17 protein-coding genes are annotated in these 17,317 nt (G+C 72.8%); 7 read left to right on the top strand and 10 right to left on the bottom strand.

Annotation, left to right across the window (positions count from 1 at the left end; genetic code table 11):
• Positions 1-160: 160 nt before the first annotated feature.
• Together JOD49_RS07610 and JOD49_RS07615 are read right to left on the bottom strand one after the other, a co-directional pair.
• Positions 161-781, bottom strand: a complete 621-nt coding sequence (locus JOD49_RS07610; RefSeq protein WP_205306634.1) for a pentapeptide repeat-containing protein — start codon at positions 779-781, stop codon at positions 161-163.
• Positions 782-831: 50 nt separating this feature from the next.
• Positions 832-1,080 carry a hypothetical protein gene (locus JOD49_RS07615; protein WP_205306635.1) on the bottom strand — a complete coding sequence of 83 codons (249 nt, stop codon included), beginning with the start codon at positions 1,078-1,080 and terminating at the stop codon, positions 832-834.
• Positions 1,081-1,168: 88 nt separating this feature from the next.
• Here JOD49_RS07615 and ybiA point away from each other — a divergent pair, with 88 nt between their 5' ends.
• Complete coding sequence (ybiA, locus tag JOD49_RS07620) at positions 1,169-1,795, top strand: riboflavin biosynthesis intermediates N-glycosidase (RefSeq protein ID WP_205306636.1); 627 nt, start codon at positions 1,169-1,171, stop codon at positions 1,793-1,795.
• Here ybiA and JOD49_RS07625 read toward each other — a convergent pair.
• The 4 genes from JOD49_RS07625 to JOD49_RS07640 form a co-directional block, all read right to left on the bottom strand.
• Positions 1,743-2,669, bottom strand: a complete 927-nt coding sequence (locus JOD49_RS07625; protein ID WP_205306637.1) for a ribonuclease Z — start codon at positions 2,667-2,669, stop codon at positions 1,743-1,745. The genes ybiA and JOD49_RS07625 overlap by 53 nt on opposite strands.
• Positions 2,670-2,745: 76 nt before the next feature.
• Positions 2,746-4,830 (bottom strand): ABC1 kinase family protein, encoded by a 2,085-nt coding sequence (locus JOD49_RS07630; protein ID WP_205306638.1) that lies wholly within the window; start codon positions 4,828-4,830, stop codon positions 2,746-2,748.
• A gap of 401 nt (positions 4,831-5,231) precedes the next feature.
• A complete protein-coding gene (locus tag JOD49_RS07635; protein ID WP_205306639.1) occupies positions 5,232-5,489 on the bottom strand; it encodes a hypothetical protein in 258 nt (85 codons plus the stop codon).
• A gap of 143 nt (positions 5,490-5,632) precedes the next feature.
• Positions 5,633-6,904, bottom strand: a complete 1,272-nt coding sequence (locus JOD49_RS07640; RefSeq protein ID WP_205306640.1) for an MFS transporter — start codon at positions 6,902-6,904, stop codon at positions 5,633-5,635.
• Between the two features lie 94 nt (positions 6,905-6,998).
• Between JOD49_RS07640 and JOD49_RS07645 the strand changes: the two genes are divergently transcribed.
• The 3 genes from JOD49_RS07645 to JOD49_RS07655 all read left to right on the top strand — a co-directional run bounded on the left by JOD49_RS07645 (position 6,999) and on the right by JOD49_RS07655 (position 10,471).
• The gene (locus JOD49_RS07645; protein WP_205306641.1) at positions 6,999-7,955 is read left to right on the top strand and encodes a GlxA family transcriptional regulator; all 957 of its coding nucleotides are present in this window, start codon (positions 6,999-7,001) and stop codon (positions 7,953-7,955) included.
• Between the two features lie 130 nt (positions 7,956-8,085).
• Positions 8,086-9,759 (top strand): alpha/beta hydrolase, encoded by a 1,674-nt coding sequence (locus JOD49_RS07650; RefSeq protein ID WP_205306642.1) that lies wholly within the window; start codon positions 8,086-8,088, stop codon positions 9,757-9,759.
• A gap of 136 nt (positions 9,760-9,895) precedes the next feature.
• A complete protein-coding gene (locus JOD49_RS07655; protein WP_205306643.1) occupies positions 9,896-10,471 on the top strand; it encodes a DUF6993 domain-containing protein in 576 nt (191 codons plus the stop codon).
• Between the two features lie 57 nt (positions 10,472-10,528).
• Here the strand turns inward: JOD49_RS07655 and JOD49_RS07660 are convergent, their stop codons facing one another.
• From JOD49_RS07660 to JOD49_RS07670, 3 genes are all read right to left on the bottom strand, one after another.
• Positions 10,529-11,266: a sugar isomerase domain-containing protein gene (locus JOD49_RS07660; protein ID WP_205306644.1), complete on the bottom strand. Its 738-nt coding sequence runs from the start codon at positions 11,264-11,266 to the stop codon at positions 10,529-10,531.
• A complete protein-coding gene (locus tag JOD49_RS07665; RefSeq protein ID WP_307822440.1) occupies positions 11,263-12,039 on the bottom strand; it encodes a GntR family transcriptional regulator in 777 nt (258 codons plus the stop codon). Before JOD49_RS07665 ends, JOD49_RS07660 begins: the two co-directional genes overlap by 4 nt.
• Positions 12,040-12,195: 156 nt before the next feature.
• Positions 12,196-12,447, bottom strand: a complete 252-nt coding sequence (locus JOD49_RS07670) for a hypothetical protein (protein WP_138825965.1) — start codon at positions 12,445-12,447, stop codon at positions 12,196-12,198.
• 218 nt (positions 12,448-12,665) lie between these two features.
• On the opposite strand from JOD49_RS07670, the gene JOD49_RS07675 reads away from it, so the two are divergent.
• Positions 12,666-12,998 carry a cupin domain-containing protein gene (locus JOD49_RS07675; RefSeq protein ID WP_205306645.1) on the top strand — a complete coding sequence of 111 codons (333 nt, stop codon included), beginning with the start codon at positions 12,666-12,668 and terminating at the stop codon, positions 12,996-12,998.
• Positions 12,999-13,113: 115 nt separating this feature from the next.
• Here JOD49_RS07675 and JOD49_RS07680 read toward each other — a convergent pair whose 3' ends face one another.
• Positions 13,114-14,328, bottom strand: a complete 1,215-nt coding sequence (locus tag JOD49_RS07680; protein WP_205306646.1) for an alpha/beta hydrolase family protein — start codon at positions 14,326-14,328, stop codon at positions 13,114-13,116.
• 362 nt (positions 14,329-14,690) lie between these two features.
• On the opposite strand from JOD49_RS07680, the gene JOD49_RS07685 reads away from it, so the two are divergent.
• Positions 14,691-16,844 carry a heavy metal translocating P-type ATPase gene (locus JOD49_RS07685; RefSeq protein ID WP_205308865.1) on the top strand — a complete coding sequence of 718 codons (2,154 nt, stop codon included), beginning with the start codon at positions 14,691-14,693 and terminating at the stop codon, positions 16,842-16,844.
• A gap of 12 nt (positions 16,845-16,856) precedes the next feature.
• Positions 16,857-17,300 carry a DUF6153 family protein gene (locus JOD49_RS07690; protein WP_205306647.1) on the top strand — a complete coding sequence of 148 codons (444 nt, stop codon included), beginning with the start codon at positions 16,857-16,859 and terminating at the stop codon, positions 17,298-17,300.
• Positions 17,301-17,317 lie beyond the last annotated feature (17 nt).

The raw sequence follows: 17,317 nt of genomic DNA on the forward strand, positions 1-17,317 counted from the left end.
CCGCGGCGATCATGACGCGAACGTGACGCGTCTCACGACCCCTGCCCGGCGGTGCGTCCGCACCACCGACCGGCACTCAATGCGTCCGCACCACCGACCGGCACTCAGTGCGTCCGCACCACCCACCAGCACTCAGTGCGTCCGCACCACCGACGGGCGTTCAGTGCGTCCGCACCACCAGGCCCAGCGCCTCCACCACGACGAGCGCCTGCGCCGGGTCCACGACAGCCCCCTGCACCACACTGCTCAGCGGGTCGAGCGCGCTGAGGTCGCTGCCTCGCAGGTCCGTGCCCGTGAAGTCGGCCTTGTGCAGCCACGCCCCGGACAGGTCGAGGTCCCGCAGGACCGCTCCCTGGCAGCGGGCACCGGTCAGGTCCGCCTCGCGGAAGCGCGCACCCGTGATCGAGGAGCCACGCAGGTCCGCCCCGGGCAGGCCCACGAACGACCAGTTGCCTCCCACGATCTTCAGGAGGTCGAAGCTGCACCCGGAGAACGTCGAGCCGACCGCCTTGCAGCGCGTGAACGTCGTGTCGAAGAACGAGCAGCGCGAGAAGGTGCAGTTCGCGAAGGCCGAGTCGGTGTGCGTCGACGCGTTGAACCGCACGTTGCGGAACGTGCACTCGGTGAACGTGGCGCCCGTCGTCGTGATCTCCGAGAAGTCGCAGTCGCCGAACGCGACGCGCTCGAACGTCTCGCCGTCGAGGTCCCGGCCGTACCAATCCTCACGGTCGACCGAGGAGTCGGTGAGCGGGGTGGGGGCTCCGTGCGCGCGATCGGCCATGAGGTCGACGGTAGCGGGGGCCACCGACGAACCACCGACCACGAGGTCGCCTACCGTCGGCCCCGACGGACCGCGTAGACGACGACGCACGCGCCCGCGAGGCCGACCATCCAGCCGCCCGTCCCGAGCGCCGGACCGGTCGTGCACAGCGCTTCGCCGCCGGACGGGTCCTCGACGCAGCGCTGCACCTGGACCGCGACGGCCAGGAAGGACACGACCGCGACCAGGAGGGCAAGGAGCAGCCAGCCCCAGCGGAGGCGGCGGGGGGCGTCGTCGGGCGGGTCGGGCACGTCAGGCACTGTCCGAGGGTAGCGGGCGCCCCGACCCGGGCGAGAACGTGCCCCTTTTCCCTGGTGCCGTCAGGAGGCGACGTGGCACGCTCCCTGCATGCCCACCCCCACCTCGGTCGAGCACCTCCTGGACGCCGAGCGCTCCGGCGCGCGACACAAGTACCTGACGTTCTGGGGCCACACCCCACGCCTCGACGGGCGACCCAGCGCCGCGTGCTTCAGCCAGTGGTGGCACTCCCCCTTCACGGTCGACGGCTTCACGTACCCGACCTCTGAGCACTGGATGATGGCGGGCAAGGCGCGACTCTTCGGCGACGAGACGGCGCTGGCCCAGGTGCTGGCTGCGGCGAGCCCGGGGGCGGCGAAGGCCGTCGGCCGGTCCGTCCAGGGCTTCGACGGCGCGGTCTGGGAGGCCGCGCGCTTCGAGCTCGTCGTCCAGGGCAACGTCCACAAGTTCTCCGCCCACCCCGACCTCGGCGCCTTCCTCGTCGGGACGGGCGACCGGGTTCTCGTCGAGGCCAGCCCGCGCGACCGGGTCTGGGGCATCGGACTGGTCGCGGGCGACGAACGGGCACTGCGGCCCGGGACGTGGCAGGGACTGAACCTGCTGGGCTTCGCGCTCATGGTCGCGCGGGACCGCCTCCGTGACCAGGAGCCCGGCGCGACGGCGCTCAGTGCGTGCGCGGCGGGACCTGCACCCGGTCGAGGTCCTCGGCGACCGTGAGCTCGCCGTCGAACACGGTCCTGGCCTCGGCCCAGAACTCGGCCGGGTCCTGGTAGCGCTGCGAGAAGTGCGTCAGGACGAGCGACCGGACGCCGCACTCGGCCGCGACCGTCGCCGCCTGGAGCGCGGTCAGGTGACCGAACGCGTGCGCGAGGTCGCGGTCCCGGTCGAGGAACGTCGACTCGATCACGAGCAGGTCGACACCCTGCGCGAGCGAGAACACCGCGTCGCACAGGCGCGTGTCCATGACGAACGCGAACGACTGCCCGGGCCGCACGACGCTCACGTCCTCGAGCCTGACCGTCCCGGCACCCACCTCGACGACGCCCTCGCGCTGGAGCAGCCCGACCGTGGGCCCCTGGATCCCGGCGGCCGCGAGCAGCTCCGGGACCATGCGCCGTCCCGCCGGCTCGTCGAGCCGGTAGCCGAACGCCTCGACGCCGTGGTCGAGCCGCTCGGCGCGCAGGACGAACCCGGGCTCGGCGCGCACGGCCGGCACCGGGCCTGCGGCCGTCAGCGGCTGCAGCAGCAGGTACGCACGGTGGTGGTACGAGGTCGCGTCGAGCAGGTGGTCGACCCACGTCGCGCCCGACGCCGGGAAGGACACCGGGATCGTGTGCGGCACGCCGTCCAGGCTGATGCGCTGCACGACGCCGGCCAGCCCCAGGCTGTGGTCACCGTGCAGATGCGTGATCGCGATCCGCGTCAGGTCCGTCGCGGACACCCCGGCCCGGAGCATCTGCCGCTGCGTGCCCTCGCCCGGGTCGAACAGGACGGCCTCGTCGTCCCAGCACAGGACGTAGCCGTTGTGGTTGCGCGTCCGGGTGGGCACCTGGCTGGCGGTGCCCAGGACGACGAGCTCGCGGCGGGACATGAGCGCACGCTAGCCCCCGGGGGCCGCACGGGCACAGCATTTCGGCGCAGCCCGCGCTGCGCGTCGACCCGAGCCGTCAGCCCCGGTCGCCGGGCGCCCCGCGGAACGCGTAGATCAGCACTCGGATGCTGAGCACCGCGCCGACGAAGAGCATGATCGCGCCGAAGACCGAGTACCAGCTCAGGTCGCTCGTGAGCTGGGGCCCGTTCTGCGCGATCAGCAGGAACACCCCGCCCACGACGCTCGCCGCGGCGATGATGGTCGAGATGACCTGCTGCACGAGGCTCGTGACGAACCTCCGGTCACCGGGGTCGGAGAACGCCCGGACGTTGACCGTGAACCTCCCCGCCTCGAGGTCCGACGTGATCTTGTTGAGGCGCCGGGGCAGGCGCTCGATCGACGGGGCGAACGCCAGGAGCTGGGCCCCTGCCTTGGCCCGGATCTTGCGCAGGCTCACCATGTTGCGCAGCAGCTCCTCGCCCTCGTCGCGTGCCGAGGAGACCAGCTCGAAGGAGGGCGAGAGCAGGTGCAGCGTCCCGTCGAGCGACGCGATCGTGCGGAACGCCGCGGCGACCTGCGGCGGCACGCCCATGCCCGCGTCGTTCACGAGCCGGACCATCGACGCGAACAGCGAGCCGCTGCTCGCGGTCCCTCCCCCGCGGAACCGCAGGATGAGCTGCCCGACCGCGCGCTCGAACCGGCGCTCGTCGAACCTGTCGGGCTGGTCGAGGAGCTCGATGAGCGCGTCGGTCGCCGCGATCGAGTCGTCGGCCTCGACCGCGAGCAGCACGGCCGCGAGCGCGACCCGCTCGGCCTCGTCGAGCCGCCCCACCGAGCCGAAGTCGAGCAGCCCGAGCGAGCCGTCGTCGCGCAGCAGGACGTTGCCCGGGTGCAGGTCGGCGTGGAAGACGCCCGTCACCACGATCTGGTCGAGCGTGACGCGCAGCAGGCGGGCCGCGATGTCGTGGCGCGTGCCGTCGTCGAACGTCGAGAGGAGCTCGGCCGCATCTCCCACGGGGACCCCCTCGAGGCGGTCCATGACCAGGAGCGTCGAGCTCGACAGCTCGGGGTAGACACGCGGGATCTCGACGAGGGGCACGTTCGCGTCGGGGTCGTCGACCTGGTGCGCACCGGGCAGAGGGTGGCGCCGCGAGTGCCGGACCGTCGCGAGCGCGCCCTGCACGTCGAGCGTGTTCTCGAGCTCGGTCGTGTAGTCGAGCTCCTCGCGCAGGGAGGCCGCGAAGCCCTCGGCGAGGTCCATGATGCCGAGCGACGGGCCCCACGACGTGTCGCGCTGGAGCCGGCGCGCGATGCGCAGCACGATCCGCAGGTCTCCCAGCACCTGCTGGCGCGCCCCGGGACGCTGCACCTTGACGACGACCTCCCGACCGTCGAGCAGGGTCGCGCAGTGCACCTGGCCGACCGACGCCGACGCGATGGGATCGGGGTCGAGGTGCGCGAACACGGTCTCCAGGGGGGCGCCGATCGACCGCGCGACCATCGCCTGGATCTGCGCCCAGGGCGCGGGCGGGACCTGGCTCTGGAGCCGCGACAGCTCCTCGACGTACACCGCGGGCAGCAGGTCCGCGCGGGTCGAGAGCATCTGGCCGAGCTTCACGAAGGTCACGCCCGCGTCGGCCAGCGCGGCCCGCAGCTCGCGCGCCACGGCCCGCTCCTCGGTGTCCGTCGTCCCGCGGTGGCTGCGTCGGCGTGCGCCCCGACCGAAGAAGCCGCCCAGGCCGTGCCGGAGCATGATCCCCATGATCTGGGTGTAGCGCCACATGTCCTTGGACCCGCGGCGCAGCTCGACGACCGCGCGCCACGGCGTCGGGATGCTGCCCGTGGGCACCAGGAGCTCCAGGACGAGCAGCAACCCGAGGCCGATCACGAACGACCAGGCCCACGCCAGGACGATGATCACGAGGACGACCCCGGGATGGACCGCGAGCGACCCGTCGGCCTCCTGCACGCCGAGCTGCTGGAACCCCTCGGTGAGCCCCCACGACCCGAGCGAGACCACGAGGATCGTCATGAGGATCGACCGGATCCAGCCGACCGGCACCCCGAGGACCCTGCGAGCCGTGGCCGCGAGCAGGAGAACCATGAGGCCCGTGGCGACGGCGGTGAACAGTGCCGTCCCGATCGAGGAGAGGATCTGCATGGGCCCTACTCTCCCGCGCACCGGGTGAGAGCGCAGGAGGACACGCGCACGTCGTGACGGGACGACGCACCGCGCCGTGACGATCGCCCCGGGGCCCGACGGCGCCCCGCGCCAGAAGGGGGGCGTCGCCCCCGGGGACGTCGCCGATCCGCCCGACGACGCGACCTTCGCATCCACCGCTGTCACGGTGGGCGACCTGGGAAGCCCGGTGCCGACGGAGCGTCCTTCTCCTCCCCGGATCTCCCTCGCTGACATCGACGCGTTCCTCGTCGCGACGCGACAGAAGGACGAGCGAACCGTCGAACCTCAGCTACCCAGGTGAGGAAGGCCCGAACGACGAGCCGGCCGTCGGGTTCGCGCACGGGCTCTGGCGTCTCGCCGGGCGTGCCACCTGACTCGATCTACGACCGCTTGTGGACGACGAAGCGTCTCCACGCGACGAGATACCAGACGATCGCGCAGACGAGCGCGATCGGCGCCACGACATACACCAGAAAGAGGACCGCCATGGAGGCGTAGATCCCCAGCGACCACATCCACTGACTGGCGGCATGTTTCGCCCACCACAAGACCAACGGGTAGGAGAGCAGCGACAACAGGGTGACGGCCGTCGCGACGAGAGCCCGGACGAGCGCTCGGCGATGAGGAATGGTCGGCACGACGAGGAGCGTAGCGGTAGGGGTCACGTTGCCCATGGCACCAGCGGGTGCCACGGGCAGCGCTGCACGGAAGACCGTCCGGTGCGGGGTGCTCGGCGTCTGCTCGGGCGCGACACCGTCGAAGGACGAGATCCGGCAAGCGGTCAGGCCGTGAGTGCCCTCGTCGAGGTGTCGTAGCGCCTGCCCGCGGTCGCCGCACGCAGTGCGGCCCAGACGAGCAGCGCGGCGCTCAGCACGATCCCGGGCACGTTGGACGCCTGCCAGCCCAAGGTCTGGAAGACGACGGCCGCGCCGAGCGACGCGAGAACGGAGGCCGAGCCGGTGACTCCTTCGACCAGAGCCTGCAGCCTGCCGCCGGCACCGCGTTCGTAGCAGCGCAGCAGAAACGCGGAGCCCGCGAGAAAGAGCAGGTTCCAGCCGATCCCCACGAGCGAGAGCGTGAAAATCATCGGCAGCGCCTCGCTGCTGATCGCACCGAGAACGGCACCGGCCAGCATCACGACCGCGCCGACCATGGTGGCGGTCGACGGCCCCCAGCGGCGCAAGAGCTCACCGCTGAAGACCGCGGGCGCGAACATGCCCACGAGGTGCCACTGGATCATCGCGGTCGACGTCGTCTCGGAGTGGCCGGCATGAGTGCTCGCCAGCGGGCCGATCGCCATCACGAGCGTCATCAGTGCGGCCGCGACGGGCAGGATGACGAGCGCAGCCACGAAGTCCGGGTTCTTGAGGGCGTGCGCGACGGCGAGGGCGCGCACGGGCGAGGCGGCAGGCTGCCCGTCGGGGGCCACAGCCGCCGTCGCCGTCGGCTCGCGCGAGACACTGAGCGCCAAGGGGATCGCGACGGCACCGATGGTCGCGACCAAGAGGTACGAGCCCACGAACTGGGTCTCGAAGGCGTGCGACGCCGCGAGGGCCGTGAAGGGCCCGGCGAAGGCGGCGAGGAGCCCGCCGTACATCACGGTCGAGAGGGCGCGTTCCTGCTTGCCCTCCGGAGCCAGGTCGGCGGCGAGAAAGCGCACGTACCCGCCGGTCGCCGTGTACGCGCCCACGAGTGCGGTCCCCACGCACAGCAGCGGGAACGAGTGCTGCACGACGGCCAGCGCCGAGAGCAGCCCGCCGATCACCGCGAGCCCGGCCCCGGCCGCCATGACACGGCGGTAGCCCCAGCGGGCCACGAGCAGACCGGTGAGGACGGCCGCGAGAAGGCCGGCCCCGACCATGAGGGTGAGGGGGAGGGTCGCGAGCAGCGGCGTCGGCGCCAGGGCGAGCCCGGCCAGGGCGGTGAGGGTGAGGTCCACGCTGAGCACGCCGTAGAAGAGGGCCTGCATGCTCACGAGCCGGGTGATGTCGGCCCAGTGATGCCGGTCTGTCGAGCGGTTCTCGAGGGGGGTGAAGAGTGGGGTCTCGGACACGGTTCTCCTTGTGGTGAGCGGGTGCTCCTCACTCTCGTGTGCGGCATCCTCGGAGGCCAGTGGCTGAAATGCCTCTCTTCGATAGGATCTGGCCATGAGTGTTCATCGCGTCGTCGTCCTGCTGCTCGACAAGGTGCTGCCGCTCGACCTGGGCATCCCCCTGCAGGTGTTCGGTCGCGAGGAGCTGCCGCACTACTCGGTGCACACGGCATCGCTCGGCGGGCGACCCGTCGAGATGCTGGGCGGCACGAGCGTGACACCCAGCGCCGACCTCGACGCGCTCGAGAGCGCCGACACGGTGATCGTGCCCGGCTACGCGCACGCCGATACTCCACAAGCCGCAGAAGTGCTCGACGCACTGCGCTCGGCGCACGTGCGCGGGGCACGCATGGTGTCGATCTGCTCAGGCGCCTTCGCTCTGGCGCAGGCGGGCGTGCTCGACGGGCGCAGGGCGACGACCCACTGGCAGAGCTGTGCGCAGCTCGCGGCACAGCATCCGTCGGTCGCTGTCGACCCGGACGTGCTCTACGTCGACGAAGGCAGCGTGCTCACCTCGGCGGGCGTGGCCGCAGGAATCGACCTGTGCCTGCACATCGTGCGCCGTGACCTGGGCGCGAGCGTGGCCAACCGGGTGGCGCGAAGCATCGTCGCCGCTCCGCGCCGAGAAGGCGGCCAGGCGCAGTTCATCGAGCGCCCGACGACGGCCGCCGGCGACGACCCTCTCGCCCGCACGCGGGAATGGATGCTGAGCTCGCTCGCCGAGCCCCTCACGGTCACCGCCATGGCCGCGACGGCCCGCAGCTCGGTGCGCAGCTTCTCGCGCAACTTCGCCCGCCAGACGGGCCAGACGCCGTTGCGCTGGTTGCACGCGCAGCGCATCGAGCTCGCACGCGAGATGCTGGAGACGAGCGATCTGAGCATCGACGAGATCGCTGCGCGCAGCGGCCTGGGCAGCCCCGCGAACTTTCGCACCCACTTCAAGAGGGCGACCAGCCTCTCGCCGCAGCGCTACCGCCTCGCGTTCACCGAGCGCCCGGAGACCTTGGCCTGAGGGCGGTTCGGCGCTGTGCCGCGGGTTCACGGCCGGGGCACGCGCCGGTGGGCCGACCGCCCGCGCGCCGCGATCCAGGGTGCATGGATCCAGGGTGCATGTCCGACATGATCGTGTTCGGATGGTCCCGATGACTTCGCGATCGACGACGACACGAGTCCGCGCCGCAGCGTCCACGCTGGCGGCGGTCCTTCTCCTGGGTGGCGTGCCTGCCGTGGCCGCCACCGGGCCGGGGGGTGATCCGCCGTCGCCGAGCGGGCAGGTCGAGGCCCCGGTGCCGCAGATCGCGTGGGGTCCGTGCGACGGCACGGGCCTCGAGGCATTCGAGTGTGCGAGCGTCGAGGTCCCCACGGACTACGACCGTCCGCGAGGCCGGACGACGACGATCGGCCTGACCCGCCTGCCCGCGACAGATCCCGCGCAGCGCGTCGGGAGCCTGTTCACGAACTTCGGCGGCCCGGGCGGCCCGGGCGTCGAGGGGCTCCACCAGCTCGGCGGCAGGCTGTTCGACGACGAGGTGCTCGCCCGGTTCGACGTGATCGGGTTCGACCCGCGCGCGGTCGGGACGTCCGACCCGGCGACGTGCTTCCGCGACGCCGGGCGCGAGACGGCGTTCATGTCGAGCGTGCCCGCGTTCCCGGTCACCGACCGCGAGGAGCGGCGCTTCCTCGGGCAGATGGCCACCCTGGGCGCGTCGTGCACGCTCTTCTCCGGGGACCGCATCTCGCACTCGTCGACCGCGAACGTCGCACGTGACATGGACCTGCTGCGCCAGGCCGTGGGCGACGACGAGCTCAGCTACGTCGGCTACTCGTACGGCACGGTCCTCGGAGCCACCTATGCGGCGCTCTTCCCGGACCGGGTCCGCGCGATGGTGCTCGACGGGACGATGGACGTCGACGCGTGGTCGGGCGTCGGGTCCGACGAGCTGCTGGGCGCGCGCATCGGGCAGGCAGCGGGCGCGACGGAGACGTTCGGCGAGTTCGCACGGCTGTGCGCCGAGGCGGGTCCGGCGGCCTGTGCGCTCGCGTCGCTCGGCGACCCTGCCGAGGTCGTCGAGGCGACGTACGCGGCCCTGCGCGAGGCGCCCGTCGACGTCCCGCTCCCGGACGGGTCGACCGTCCCGATCGGGTATCCCGAGACCGTGGCGCTCGTCTTCTCCTACCTCTACGAGCCCGTCGCCTGGGGCGACCTCGACCTGACGCTCGCGGGCCTCGCGGTGCTGAGCGGCGCCGTCGGGCCGCCTGCCGCGGATGCGCCGAGCGCCCGCAGCGCCGCCCCGTCGCTCGGGGAGCTCCTGCGCCGGGCCGGGTACGCGCAGGACTACCCGTCGGTCGGCGGCGCGCTCGCGAGCCTGTGCGTGGACGTCACGACGCCGGGCGCCCCGCGGTCGTACGCGGCGAAGGTCGACGCGCTCGACGCGCAGTACCCGCACTTCGGCCGCTACCGCGGCTGGGTCGGCATCCAGTGCGAGTTCGTCCCGGTGACCGACCGCGACGCGTTCACCGGTCCGTGGGACCAGACGACCGGAGCGCCGGTGCTCGTCGTCGGCACCCGGTTCGACCCGGCGACGCCCTACGCGTTCACGCAGCCGTACGCCGACCGCTGGCCCGACGCACGCGTGCTCACCGTCGAGGGGTGGGGGCACACGATCGTCGGCAAGTCCGCGTGCGCCGACGCCGCGGTGGCCCGGTACCTCGTCGACCTCGAGGCGACCGACGGCGCGACGTGCGCCCAGGACGTGGTGCCGTTCCAGGGACCGTCGGTCCCGCTCGGCGAGGCGCTGCGGCTGCCGGTGACGTAGGCCGTGACGCTGACGGCGCGGCACGGGGCGAGGGCGGTCCGACCGCCCTCGCCCCGTCGCGTCCGCACGTGGAGATCTCGCGCAGGGTCGCGTCCTGCGCTGGACGCGTGGGCCGCCGGGCCGCGAGACTCGCCGGATGAACCGCCCCCTGCCCGACGGCGTCACGCCCGCTGGTCGTTCACGTGCGGCCACGTGGGTGGTCCGGGTCGTGGTCGGGCTCGCAGCCCTCGTCACGGTCGCGCTCGTCGTGGCCGTCGTGGGCTACGTCGTCCTGGTGAACCGGTGGGCCGACGCCTACGACGTCTCTCCGGAGGCGCCCCCCGCGGTCACCGGGTCGACGGACCCGACCGCCGAGCCGGAGAACCAGGGGCTCGACTCCTCGAACGAGGCCTACCGCGAGCGCCGCGGGACCCCCGCGTCGGACGCCGAGGCCGCGCTGTCCGTCCCCGCGGTCGAGGCCGCGCTCACCCCGCTCGTCACGGGCGAGACCCTGCGCCGCGACGAGGTCGTGGCGGCACTGACGGGTGCGGGGTTCGAGACGTTCGGCGTGACTCCCGAGACGACGGTGTCGGGCGACCCTGCGACGAGCTTCGGGGTCGGTGTGAGCGTCCCCGGGGGCTGCGTCTACGGCGGGATCGCACCGGAGGGCGTGACCCTCGAGGCGGGCGGCCCGATCGCCGACGGCGGCTGCCTGGAGATGCCGACCCACTGACCCTCACTGACCCTCACCGTCCCCTGCGGCCCTCCGCAGCCCCGGCGGCGGACGCGCTCAGCCCGTCACGGTGAACCGGGAGTTGGCGGAGTCGCCGTCCACGGTGTTGCTGCTCGCGTAGACCTGGGGCCGCCCCCCGGCGGCGGCCAGCAGGCCGACGGCCTCGGCGACGACCGCGTCGAGGGCGGCTGCCCCGACGACCGTCGAGGTGGGCCCGACCTTCTGGTCGACCCCGTCGACCGCGACCGCGGCGTCCCCGACGGCGCCACCGTTGTCGATCACGAACTCCGCGGCCTCGTGGAGCCGCGGGAGCACCGGTCGACGCGCCTGGCCGGACGTCGCGTGAGCGATGCTCGTGACGGCGACCACGACCGCCCCGCGGGCCTGCACGGCGGCGACCAGCTCGGTCGTGGTCGCGTTGCTGCCGGAGTTCGACGCGACCACGACCACGTCGCCCTTCTCGACGCCGTGGTCCTCGACGATCGCCTCCGCAAGCCCCGAAAGACGTTCGAGGGCGGTGGAGAGCGGCGCGCTCGCGTGGAGCATGAACCCCTCGAAGAGGATCGGGCGGACCCCGACGAGGCCGCCGGCCCGGTAGTAGAGCTCCTCGGCGAGGATGTGCGAGTGGCCGGTCCCGAACGCGTGGACGGTCCGCCCGGCGAGCACCGCGTCGGCGATCGCGCGGGCGGCGGCCGCGATCGACGGCCACTGGTCCGTCATGAGCTGGTCGATCAGGTCTCGTGTCACGGCCAGGTACTCGCGTCCGGGCGAGGTCTCGGGGGGTGCTGCGGTCATCGTCGTGCTCCTTCTCTGGGGTGGCCTGTCGGCGGTCGTGCCTCCGGTCGGAGCGCGAACGCCGCCCCGCTGACGTCGGCCTGCAGGTGGTAGCGGTCTCCGCGGTACAGGCTGCTGGCCACCATGACCACTCGGCCTCGGACGTCCTGGTGGACCATCCGGACGAGGAGGCAGGCCTGCGCGGGTCCGATCTCCAGGAGGTCACGTGCCCGGGGTTCGGGCAGGACCGGCTCGATCGTCACGTGCGCGCCGCCGAGCGCGATGCCGTGCCTCGTGGCGAGCACCTCGTAGAGCGACTCCTGGAGCTCGGCCTCACGGAGGCGAGGGACGTAGCGCCGGGGCAACCAGGACGTCTCGACGGCCATGGGGATCCCGTCCCCCGACCGGAGCCGACTGAACGTCACGACCTGCTCCCCGACGACCACCCGCAGCGCGGACGCGAGAGCGCCTCCGGCGGCCGACGTCCGGTAGGACAGGACCACGGTCCCGGCGACGAGCCCACGGCTCGCCATGTCCTGGGTGAACGACGTCAGCCCGAGCGACCGCACGAGCGGTCTCGCGGCGACGTAGGTGCCGGAGCTGGGACGACGGTCGAGCAGCCCTTCGGCGACCAGGGTCTCGACGGCCGCTCGCAGCGTCGCCCGTGCAACCCCGAAGCGTGCGGCAAGGTCCCGCTCACCGGGCAGCCGTCGACCGACGGGCAGGCTCGCGACAAGCTCGCGCAGCCCTGCCTGAGCGGTCCGGCGTCCGCCGCTCTCCGTGGTCGTGGTCACGGATCGAGTCAACTCCGGCGCACCACGACGCGCAACGCTCGGGTGGACCGGTCACGCACCGATGAGGGCCGGGACCGCGCCGCTGCGCCAGGATGCGGGTGGACCGGTTCGGTGTCGCCGAGCGGCGTTCATACACCCCGCGCCCGGGGCGCCGGGTCAGGCGCTCTGGGCCTGCGCGTCGTGGTCTCCGCGGTCCTTCTCGCCCGGGTTCGCGCGCTCGAGCGCCGCCCGGTAGACCCGCAGCCGCTCGACCTGGAGGTCGGAGAACAGGGGCGCATCGACGTCCTCGACGGGCTGCGTCCGCAGGAAGTCGAGGATCTCGGTCTCGGTCTCGTCGATCTCGGCGAGACGTTCGCGATCGGCGTCGTTGAGGAGCTGCCAGACGTCGACGAAGGTGGGCACGTGCATCACCCCATGCTCTGTCACCCGTCCCCGGATCGCGCGCCGACCTGCCGACGGGTGACCGGCGTCACACGATCCACACGCCCCCTCTCCCAGGAGGCCACATCCGCGGACGTGCCGACCGCCCGGGGTGAGCGACGCCGTCGGGCATCCGTGCACACCGGGCGAACCGGACGCCCGACCGCCATGATGGAAGCCCCGCCCCCACCCGATCGGAAGCCCCCATGACGAACCTCGAGCTGCTCACCGACGCGCACCTCACGCGCGCCCGTGACGGCGACAACGGCCGCAGCGCGGAGGTCGTGCTGCACGACGGCGTCCTGCGCCAGACCATCATCGCGATCCTCGCGGGCGTCGAGCTCGGCGAGCACAACGCGCCGCCCGCCGCGAGCATCCAGGTGCTGCGCGGCCGCGTGCGCGTCACCGCGCTGGAGGGCGACGAGGAGGTCGGGACGGGCGAGCTGCGCGTGCTCACGCACGAGCGGCACGCCGTCGCCGCCCTGGAGGACTCGGCGTTCCTCCTGACGACGGTCACGAGCGTCCAAGCGGCCCCCTGACGAGCGCACCCGGGTGCCGAGAACGAGGTTGAGGCCGCCATCCACGGCAGAACGGCCTCAACCCCGTTCTCGGGACCACGGCTACGCGGGGACCCCGGCCACGCGGGGACCCCGGCTAACCGGGGGTGCCGTCGTACTCGAGGGTCTCGTCGAGCCAGTCGTAGACGCGCCGGTGGAAGACCCCTCGGCCGGTCATCTCGCAGTGGCCCGTGACGCCGTCCTCGGGGCCGAGCTCGACGTACTCGGTCGGGCACGTGAGGTTCTCGGCCAGCGTCCGGGCCGAGGCCGAGAGGTCGTCACCGACGGTGCGGCACACGAGCACCGGGCACTCGATCAGGTGCTCGCGACCACGCAGCGTGTAGTCGTGGGACATCTTGATGAAGTCGAGCGGGTCGCGCACACCGTGCACCCACAGGTTCCGGCGCAAAGCCCAGCCCGCCGAGGGCTTCTTGAGGAGCTGGTGCAGCGTGGCCTCGACGACCTTGAGCGCTGCGCCGTGGTCGTCGTCGAGGTGGCCGGCCAGGAGCGACGGGAATCTCGCGGTGACCGAGTCGAACAGGTCGTAGGGTCCGCTGTCCGCGACGCAGGCCGCGAGGCGGTGCTCCCCGGAAGCGGCGCGGGGCGCGAGGTGGCCGCCGAAGCTCCAGCCATGCACCACGATGCGCTGCGGGTCCACCTCGTCCAGGGTCAGCGCGTGGTCGACGACGGCGCTCACCACGGTCTCCCAGTCCGGCCGGAACGCGATGCCCTGGTCGAGGATCACGCTGCCCTGGCCCGGACCGTCGAACGCGAGCACGTCGTACCCCCGGTCGAGCGCCGCGACCGCGTTCGCGAAGTACAGCTCCTCGGCGGTGCCGTCGTAGCCGTCGACGAGCAGGACCGTGGGGCGCGGGCGCCCGTCGTCGGCGGCGCGGTAGAAGTAGCCGGGGAGCGTCCCGCCCTCGAACGGGATCTCGAGCACGTCCGGGGGGAGGTCCAGGAGTGCGGCCCCCTTGCGGAACGTCTCGGTCTGGCGGCGCGAGCTCTCGCGAAACCGGTCGTCCACGGGCGCCCCCATGAGGAAGAGTCCCGCCGTGCGGTAGTAGTTCGAGGCGCGCAGCCAGGCGCCGCGGGCGCTGACCCGGTGGCCTGCGATGTCGCTCTCCTCGGCCGACTTCTCGACGCGCGCGGCGGTCGCCGACCACTCGTCGTACCACTGGTTCCCGTCGGTCCGGGTGATGCGGCGAGCCGTCTCGAGGCACTCGCCGATCTCCGCGCCGCCCTGCGCGGTGTAGGCGAGCGCGCGCACGAGCTGCGCGTCGAAGAGCTCGTCGTGAAGGGCCAGGGTCATGGCTGCTCCGCCCGTCGTCGGGATCTCAGGCTAGGACGGCGTCCGGGCGGCCGCGCGTCGACGTCGGACGGCTTCCACTTGACGGGCTGGGAATGCTGCGGCAGGATCAAGAGTTATCGATACCCCTAGGGGGTATGCCGGGCGCCAAGGTCGCCGGGCGCGATACGAGGGAGGACGGGACAGTGAATCCCATGGACCACGACGAGCACGGTGACCGCACCGGTCACGGCGGGCACGCAGGTCACGACCACGAGCACCACGGGGGCCACGGCTCGCACGCGGGGCACAGCGGCCACGCAGCGACCGCCGCAGCTGCGGCGGGTCACGATGCCCACAAGGGCACGGACCACGCCGGGCACGACATGGCGACCACGACCGCGACGGAGCACCCGGCTCACGCCGGTCACGCGGACCACGCCGGTCACGCGGACCACGCCGGCCACGCCGGTCGCTCGGCCCACGCGGGTGGCCACGAGGACCACTCCGCGCACGGCGGCCACGGCGGTCACGAGGGTCACGGCGGGCACGGCGGCCACGCAGGCCACGTCGCGATGTTCCGCCGCCTGTTCTGGATCATGCTCGCCCTGGCGGTCCCGACGGTCCTCGCGAGCGAGATGTTCGCGTCGATCCTCGGCTACTCGCTCCCGGACGTCCCGGGCATCGCGTGGATCTCGCCGGTCCTCGGCACCGTCATGTACGTGTGGGGCGGCAAGCCGTTCCTCACGGGGGCGGTCGACGAGCTCAAGGCGCGCAAGCCCGGCATGATGCTGCTCGTCGCGCTCGCGATCACGGTCGCGTTCGTGTCGTCGTGGGGCGCGAGCCTGGGGATCCTGTCGCACGAGCTCGACTTCTGGTGGGAGCTCGCGCTGCTGGTCGTGATCATGCTGCTGGGCCACTGGATCGAGATGCGCTCGCTCGCGCAGTCCTCCTCGGCCCTCGAGTCTCTCGCCGCGCTGCTGCCCGACGAGGCCGAGCGCGTGGGTGACGACGGTCAGGTGACCACGGTGTCCCCGACGGACCTGGTCGTGGGCGACGTCGTCGTCGTGCGTCCTGGTGGGCGCGTGCCCGCGGACGGCGTGGTGTCCCAGGGGTCGGCGGACGTCGACGAGTCGATGATCACGGGCGAGTCGCGCCCCGTGCGCCGCACGGTCGGCGACCACGTCGTGGCCGGGACGGTCGCGACCGACCAGGCGCTGCGCGTCACGGTCGACGCGGTCGGCGACGACACGGCTCTCGCGGGGATCCAGCGCCTGGTGACGCAGGCGCAGGCGTCGTCGTCGCACGCGCAGCGGCTCGCGGACCGCGCCGCGGGCTGGCTCTTCTGGTTCGCGCTCGGCGCGGCGGTGCTGACGCTGATCGCCTGGACGGTCTGGGGCACGCCGGAGAGTGCGCTGATCCGGACCATCACGGTCCTCGTGATCGCGTGCCCCCACGCGCTGGGTCTCGCGATCCCGCTCGTCGTGTCGATCTCGACCGAGCGTGCGGCCAAGGCGGGCGTGCTCGTCAAGGACCGCATGGCGCTCGAGCAGATGCGCACGGTCGACGCCGTCCTGTTCGACAAGACCGGCACCCTGACCAAGGGCGAGCCCGTCGTGACGCACCTGGTCGCGGCGGCGGGCAGCGAGGACGAGCTGCTCGCGCTCGCCGCGGCCGTCGAGGCCGACTCGCAGCACCCCCTGGCCCGCGCGATCGTGAACGCCGCGGCGGACAAGGGCGTGCGGGTCCCGCGCGCCGAGGACTTCCAGTCCTCGACCGCGGTGGGCGTCTCGGGTCTCGTGGACGGTCGCCGGATCGCGGTGGGCGGCCCGTCGCTCCTGCGCGAGCACGGCCTCGACCCCGTGGCGGACACCGCCGCGTGGGAGCGGGAGGGCGCGACGGTCCTGCACGCGCTCGACCTGGATTCCGGCACCCCCCGGGTGCTGGGTGGCTTCGCGCTGGCCGACGAGATCAGGCCCGAGTCCCGCGAGGCGATCGACGCCCTGCACCGGCGCGGCATCCGGGTCGTCATGATCACGGGTGACGCGCAGGCCGTGGCGCAGTCGGTCGCGGACGAGCTCGGCATCGACGAGGTCTTCGCGGGGGTCAAGCCGGGCGACAAGGGGGACAAGGTCTCCGAGCTCCAGGCGCGCGGGCACAAGGTCGCGATGGTCGGCGACGGCGTCAACGACGCCCCCGCGCTCGCGCAGGCGGACGTGGGCATCGCGATCGGTGCGGGCACCGACGTGGCCATCGCGTCGGCCGGGGTCATCCTCGCGAGCGACGACCCGCGCTCGGTCCTGTCGGTGATCGAGCTGTCCCGGGCCAGCTACCGCAAGATGAAGCAGAACCTGTGGTGGGCTGCCGGGTACAACCTGGTGTCGGTGCCGCTCGCGGCGGGCGTCCTGGCGCCGGTCGGGTTCGTCATGCCCATGGCGGTGGGCGCGCTGCTCATGTCCCTGTCGACCGTGATCGTGGCCCTCAACGCGCAGCTCCTGCGCCGCCTGGACCTCGACCCCGAGCGCGTGGCAGCCTCGTAGACGATGTCCGTGATGTCCCCGATCGCCCTGGCCGGGACCGTGTCGACCGCCCACCTGGCCGACACGGTCCGGTCCGCCCGAACCGCCGGCCTCGTCCGGCGGTTCGGGGTGCTGCTCGGGATGGTGGTGCTGCTCGGCGGGTTCGTCGGGATGCACCAGATGTCGGGCAGCCCCGTGGCGCACGGGCCCGCGCACACGGTCGCCGCCGAGGCGGCTCCCCACGCCTCGGGCGACGTGGGCGCGGAGGAGGAGGCGCCGTCGGGCACGGGGCACGGCGAGATGGAGGCCATGTGCCTCCTGGTGCTCGTCGCGCTCTTCTCGCTCGGCGGCCCGGCGCTCGTGCGCCGCCTGCCCGACGGCGTCACGCACCTCGCGCGCGTCGTCGCGCCCTGGTGGCGGCTCGGGTCGGCGCTGCGGCCGCCGTCGCTCGTCGCGCTCGGGATCAGTCGGAGATAGGAGCTCGGTCCGGCCAG

It is taken from the genome of Oerskovia jenensis (assembly GCF_016907235.1).
Taxonomy (GTDB): domain Bacteria; phylum Actinomycetota; class Actinomycetes; order Actinomycetales; family Cellulomonadaceae; genus Oerskovia; species Oerskovia jenensis.

Coding starts and splice junctions, on each gene's coding strand:
- JOD49_RS07610 (WP_205306634.1), bottom strand. CDS start 781: ATGGCCGATCGCGCGCACGGAGCCCCCACCCCGCTCACCGACTCCTCG.
- JOD49_RS07655 (WP_205306643.1), top strand. CDS start 9,896: ATGAACCGCCCCCTGCCCGACGGCGTCACGCCCGCTGGTCGTTCACGT.
- JOD49_RS07625 (WP_205306637.1), bottom strand. CDS start 2,669: ATGTCCCGCCGCGAGCTCGTCGTCCTGGGCACCGCCAGCCAGGTGCCC.
- JOD49_RS07645 (WP_205306641.1), top strand. CDS start 6,999: ATGAGTGTTCATCGCGTCGTCGTCCTGCTGCTCGACAAGGTGCTGCCG.
- JOD49_RS07630 (WP_205306638.1), bottom strand. CDS start 4,830: ATGCAGATCCTCTCCTCGATCGGGACGGCACTGTTCACCGCCGTCGCC.
- ybiA (WP_205306636.1), top strand. CDS start 1,169: ATGCCCACCCCCACCTCGGTCGAGCACCTCCTGGACGCCGAGCGCTCC.
- JOD49_RS07670 (WP_138825965.1), bottom strand. CDS start 12,447: ATGCACGTGCCCACCTTCGTCGACGTCTGGCAGCTCCTCAACGACGCC.
- JOD49_RS07680 (WP_205306646.1), bottom strand. CDS start 14,328: ATGACCCTGGCCCTTCACGACGAGCTCTTCGACGCGCAGCTCGTGCGC.
- JOD49_RS07690 (WP_205306647.1), top strand. CDS start 16,857: ATGTCCCCGATCGCCCTGGCCGGGACCGTGTCGACCGCCCACCTGGCC.
- JOD49_RS07660 (WP_205306644.1), bottom strand. CDS start 11,266: ATGACCGCAGCACCCCCCGAGACCTCGCCCGGACGCGAGTACCTGGCC.
- JOD49_RS07650 (WP_205306642.1), top strand. CDS start 8,086: ATGACTTCGCGATCGACGACGACACGAGTCCGCGCCGCAGCGTCCACG.
- JOD49_RS07675 (WP_205306645.1), top strand. CDS start 12,666: ATGACGAACCTCGAGCTGCTCACCGACGCGCACCTCACGCGCGCCCGT.
- JOD49_RS07685 (WP_205308865.1), top strand. CDS start 14,691: ATGGCGACCACGACCGCGACGGAGCACCCGGCTCACGCCGGTCACGCG.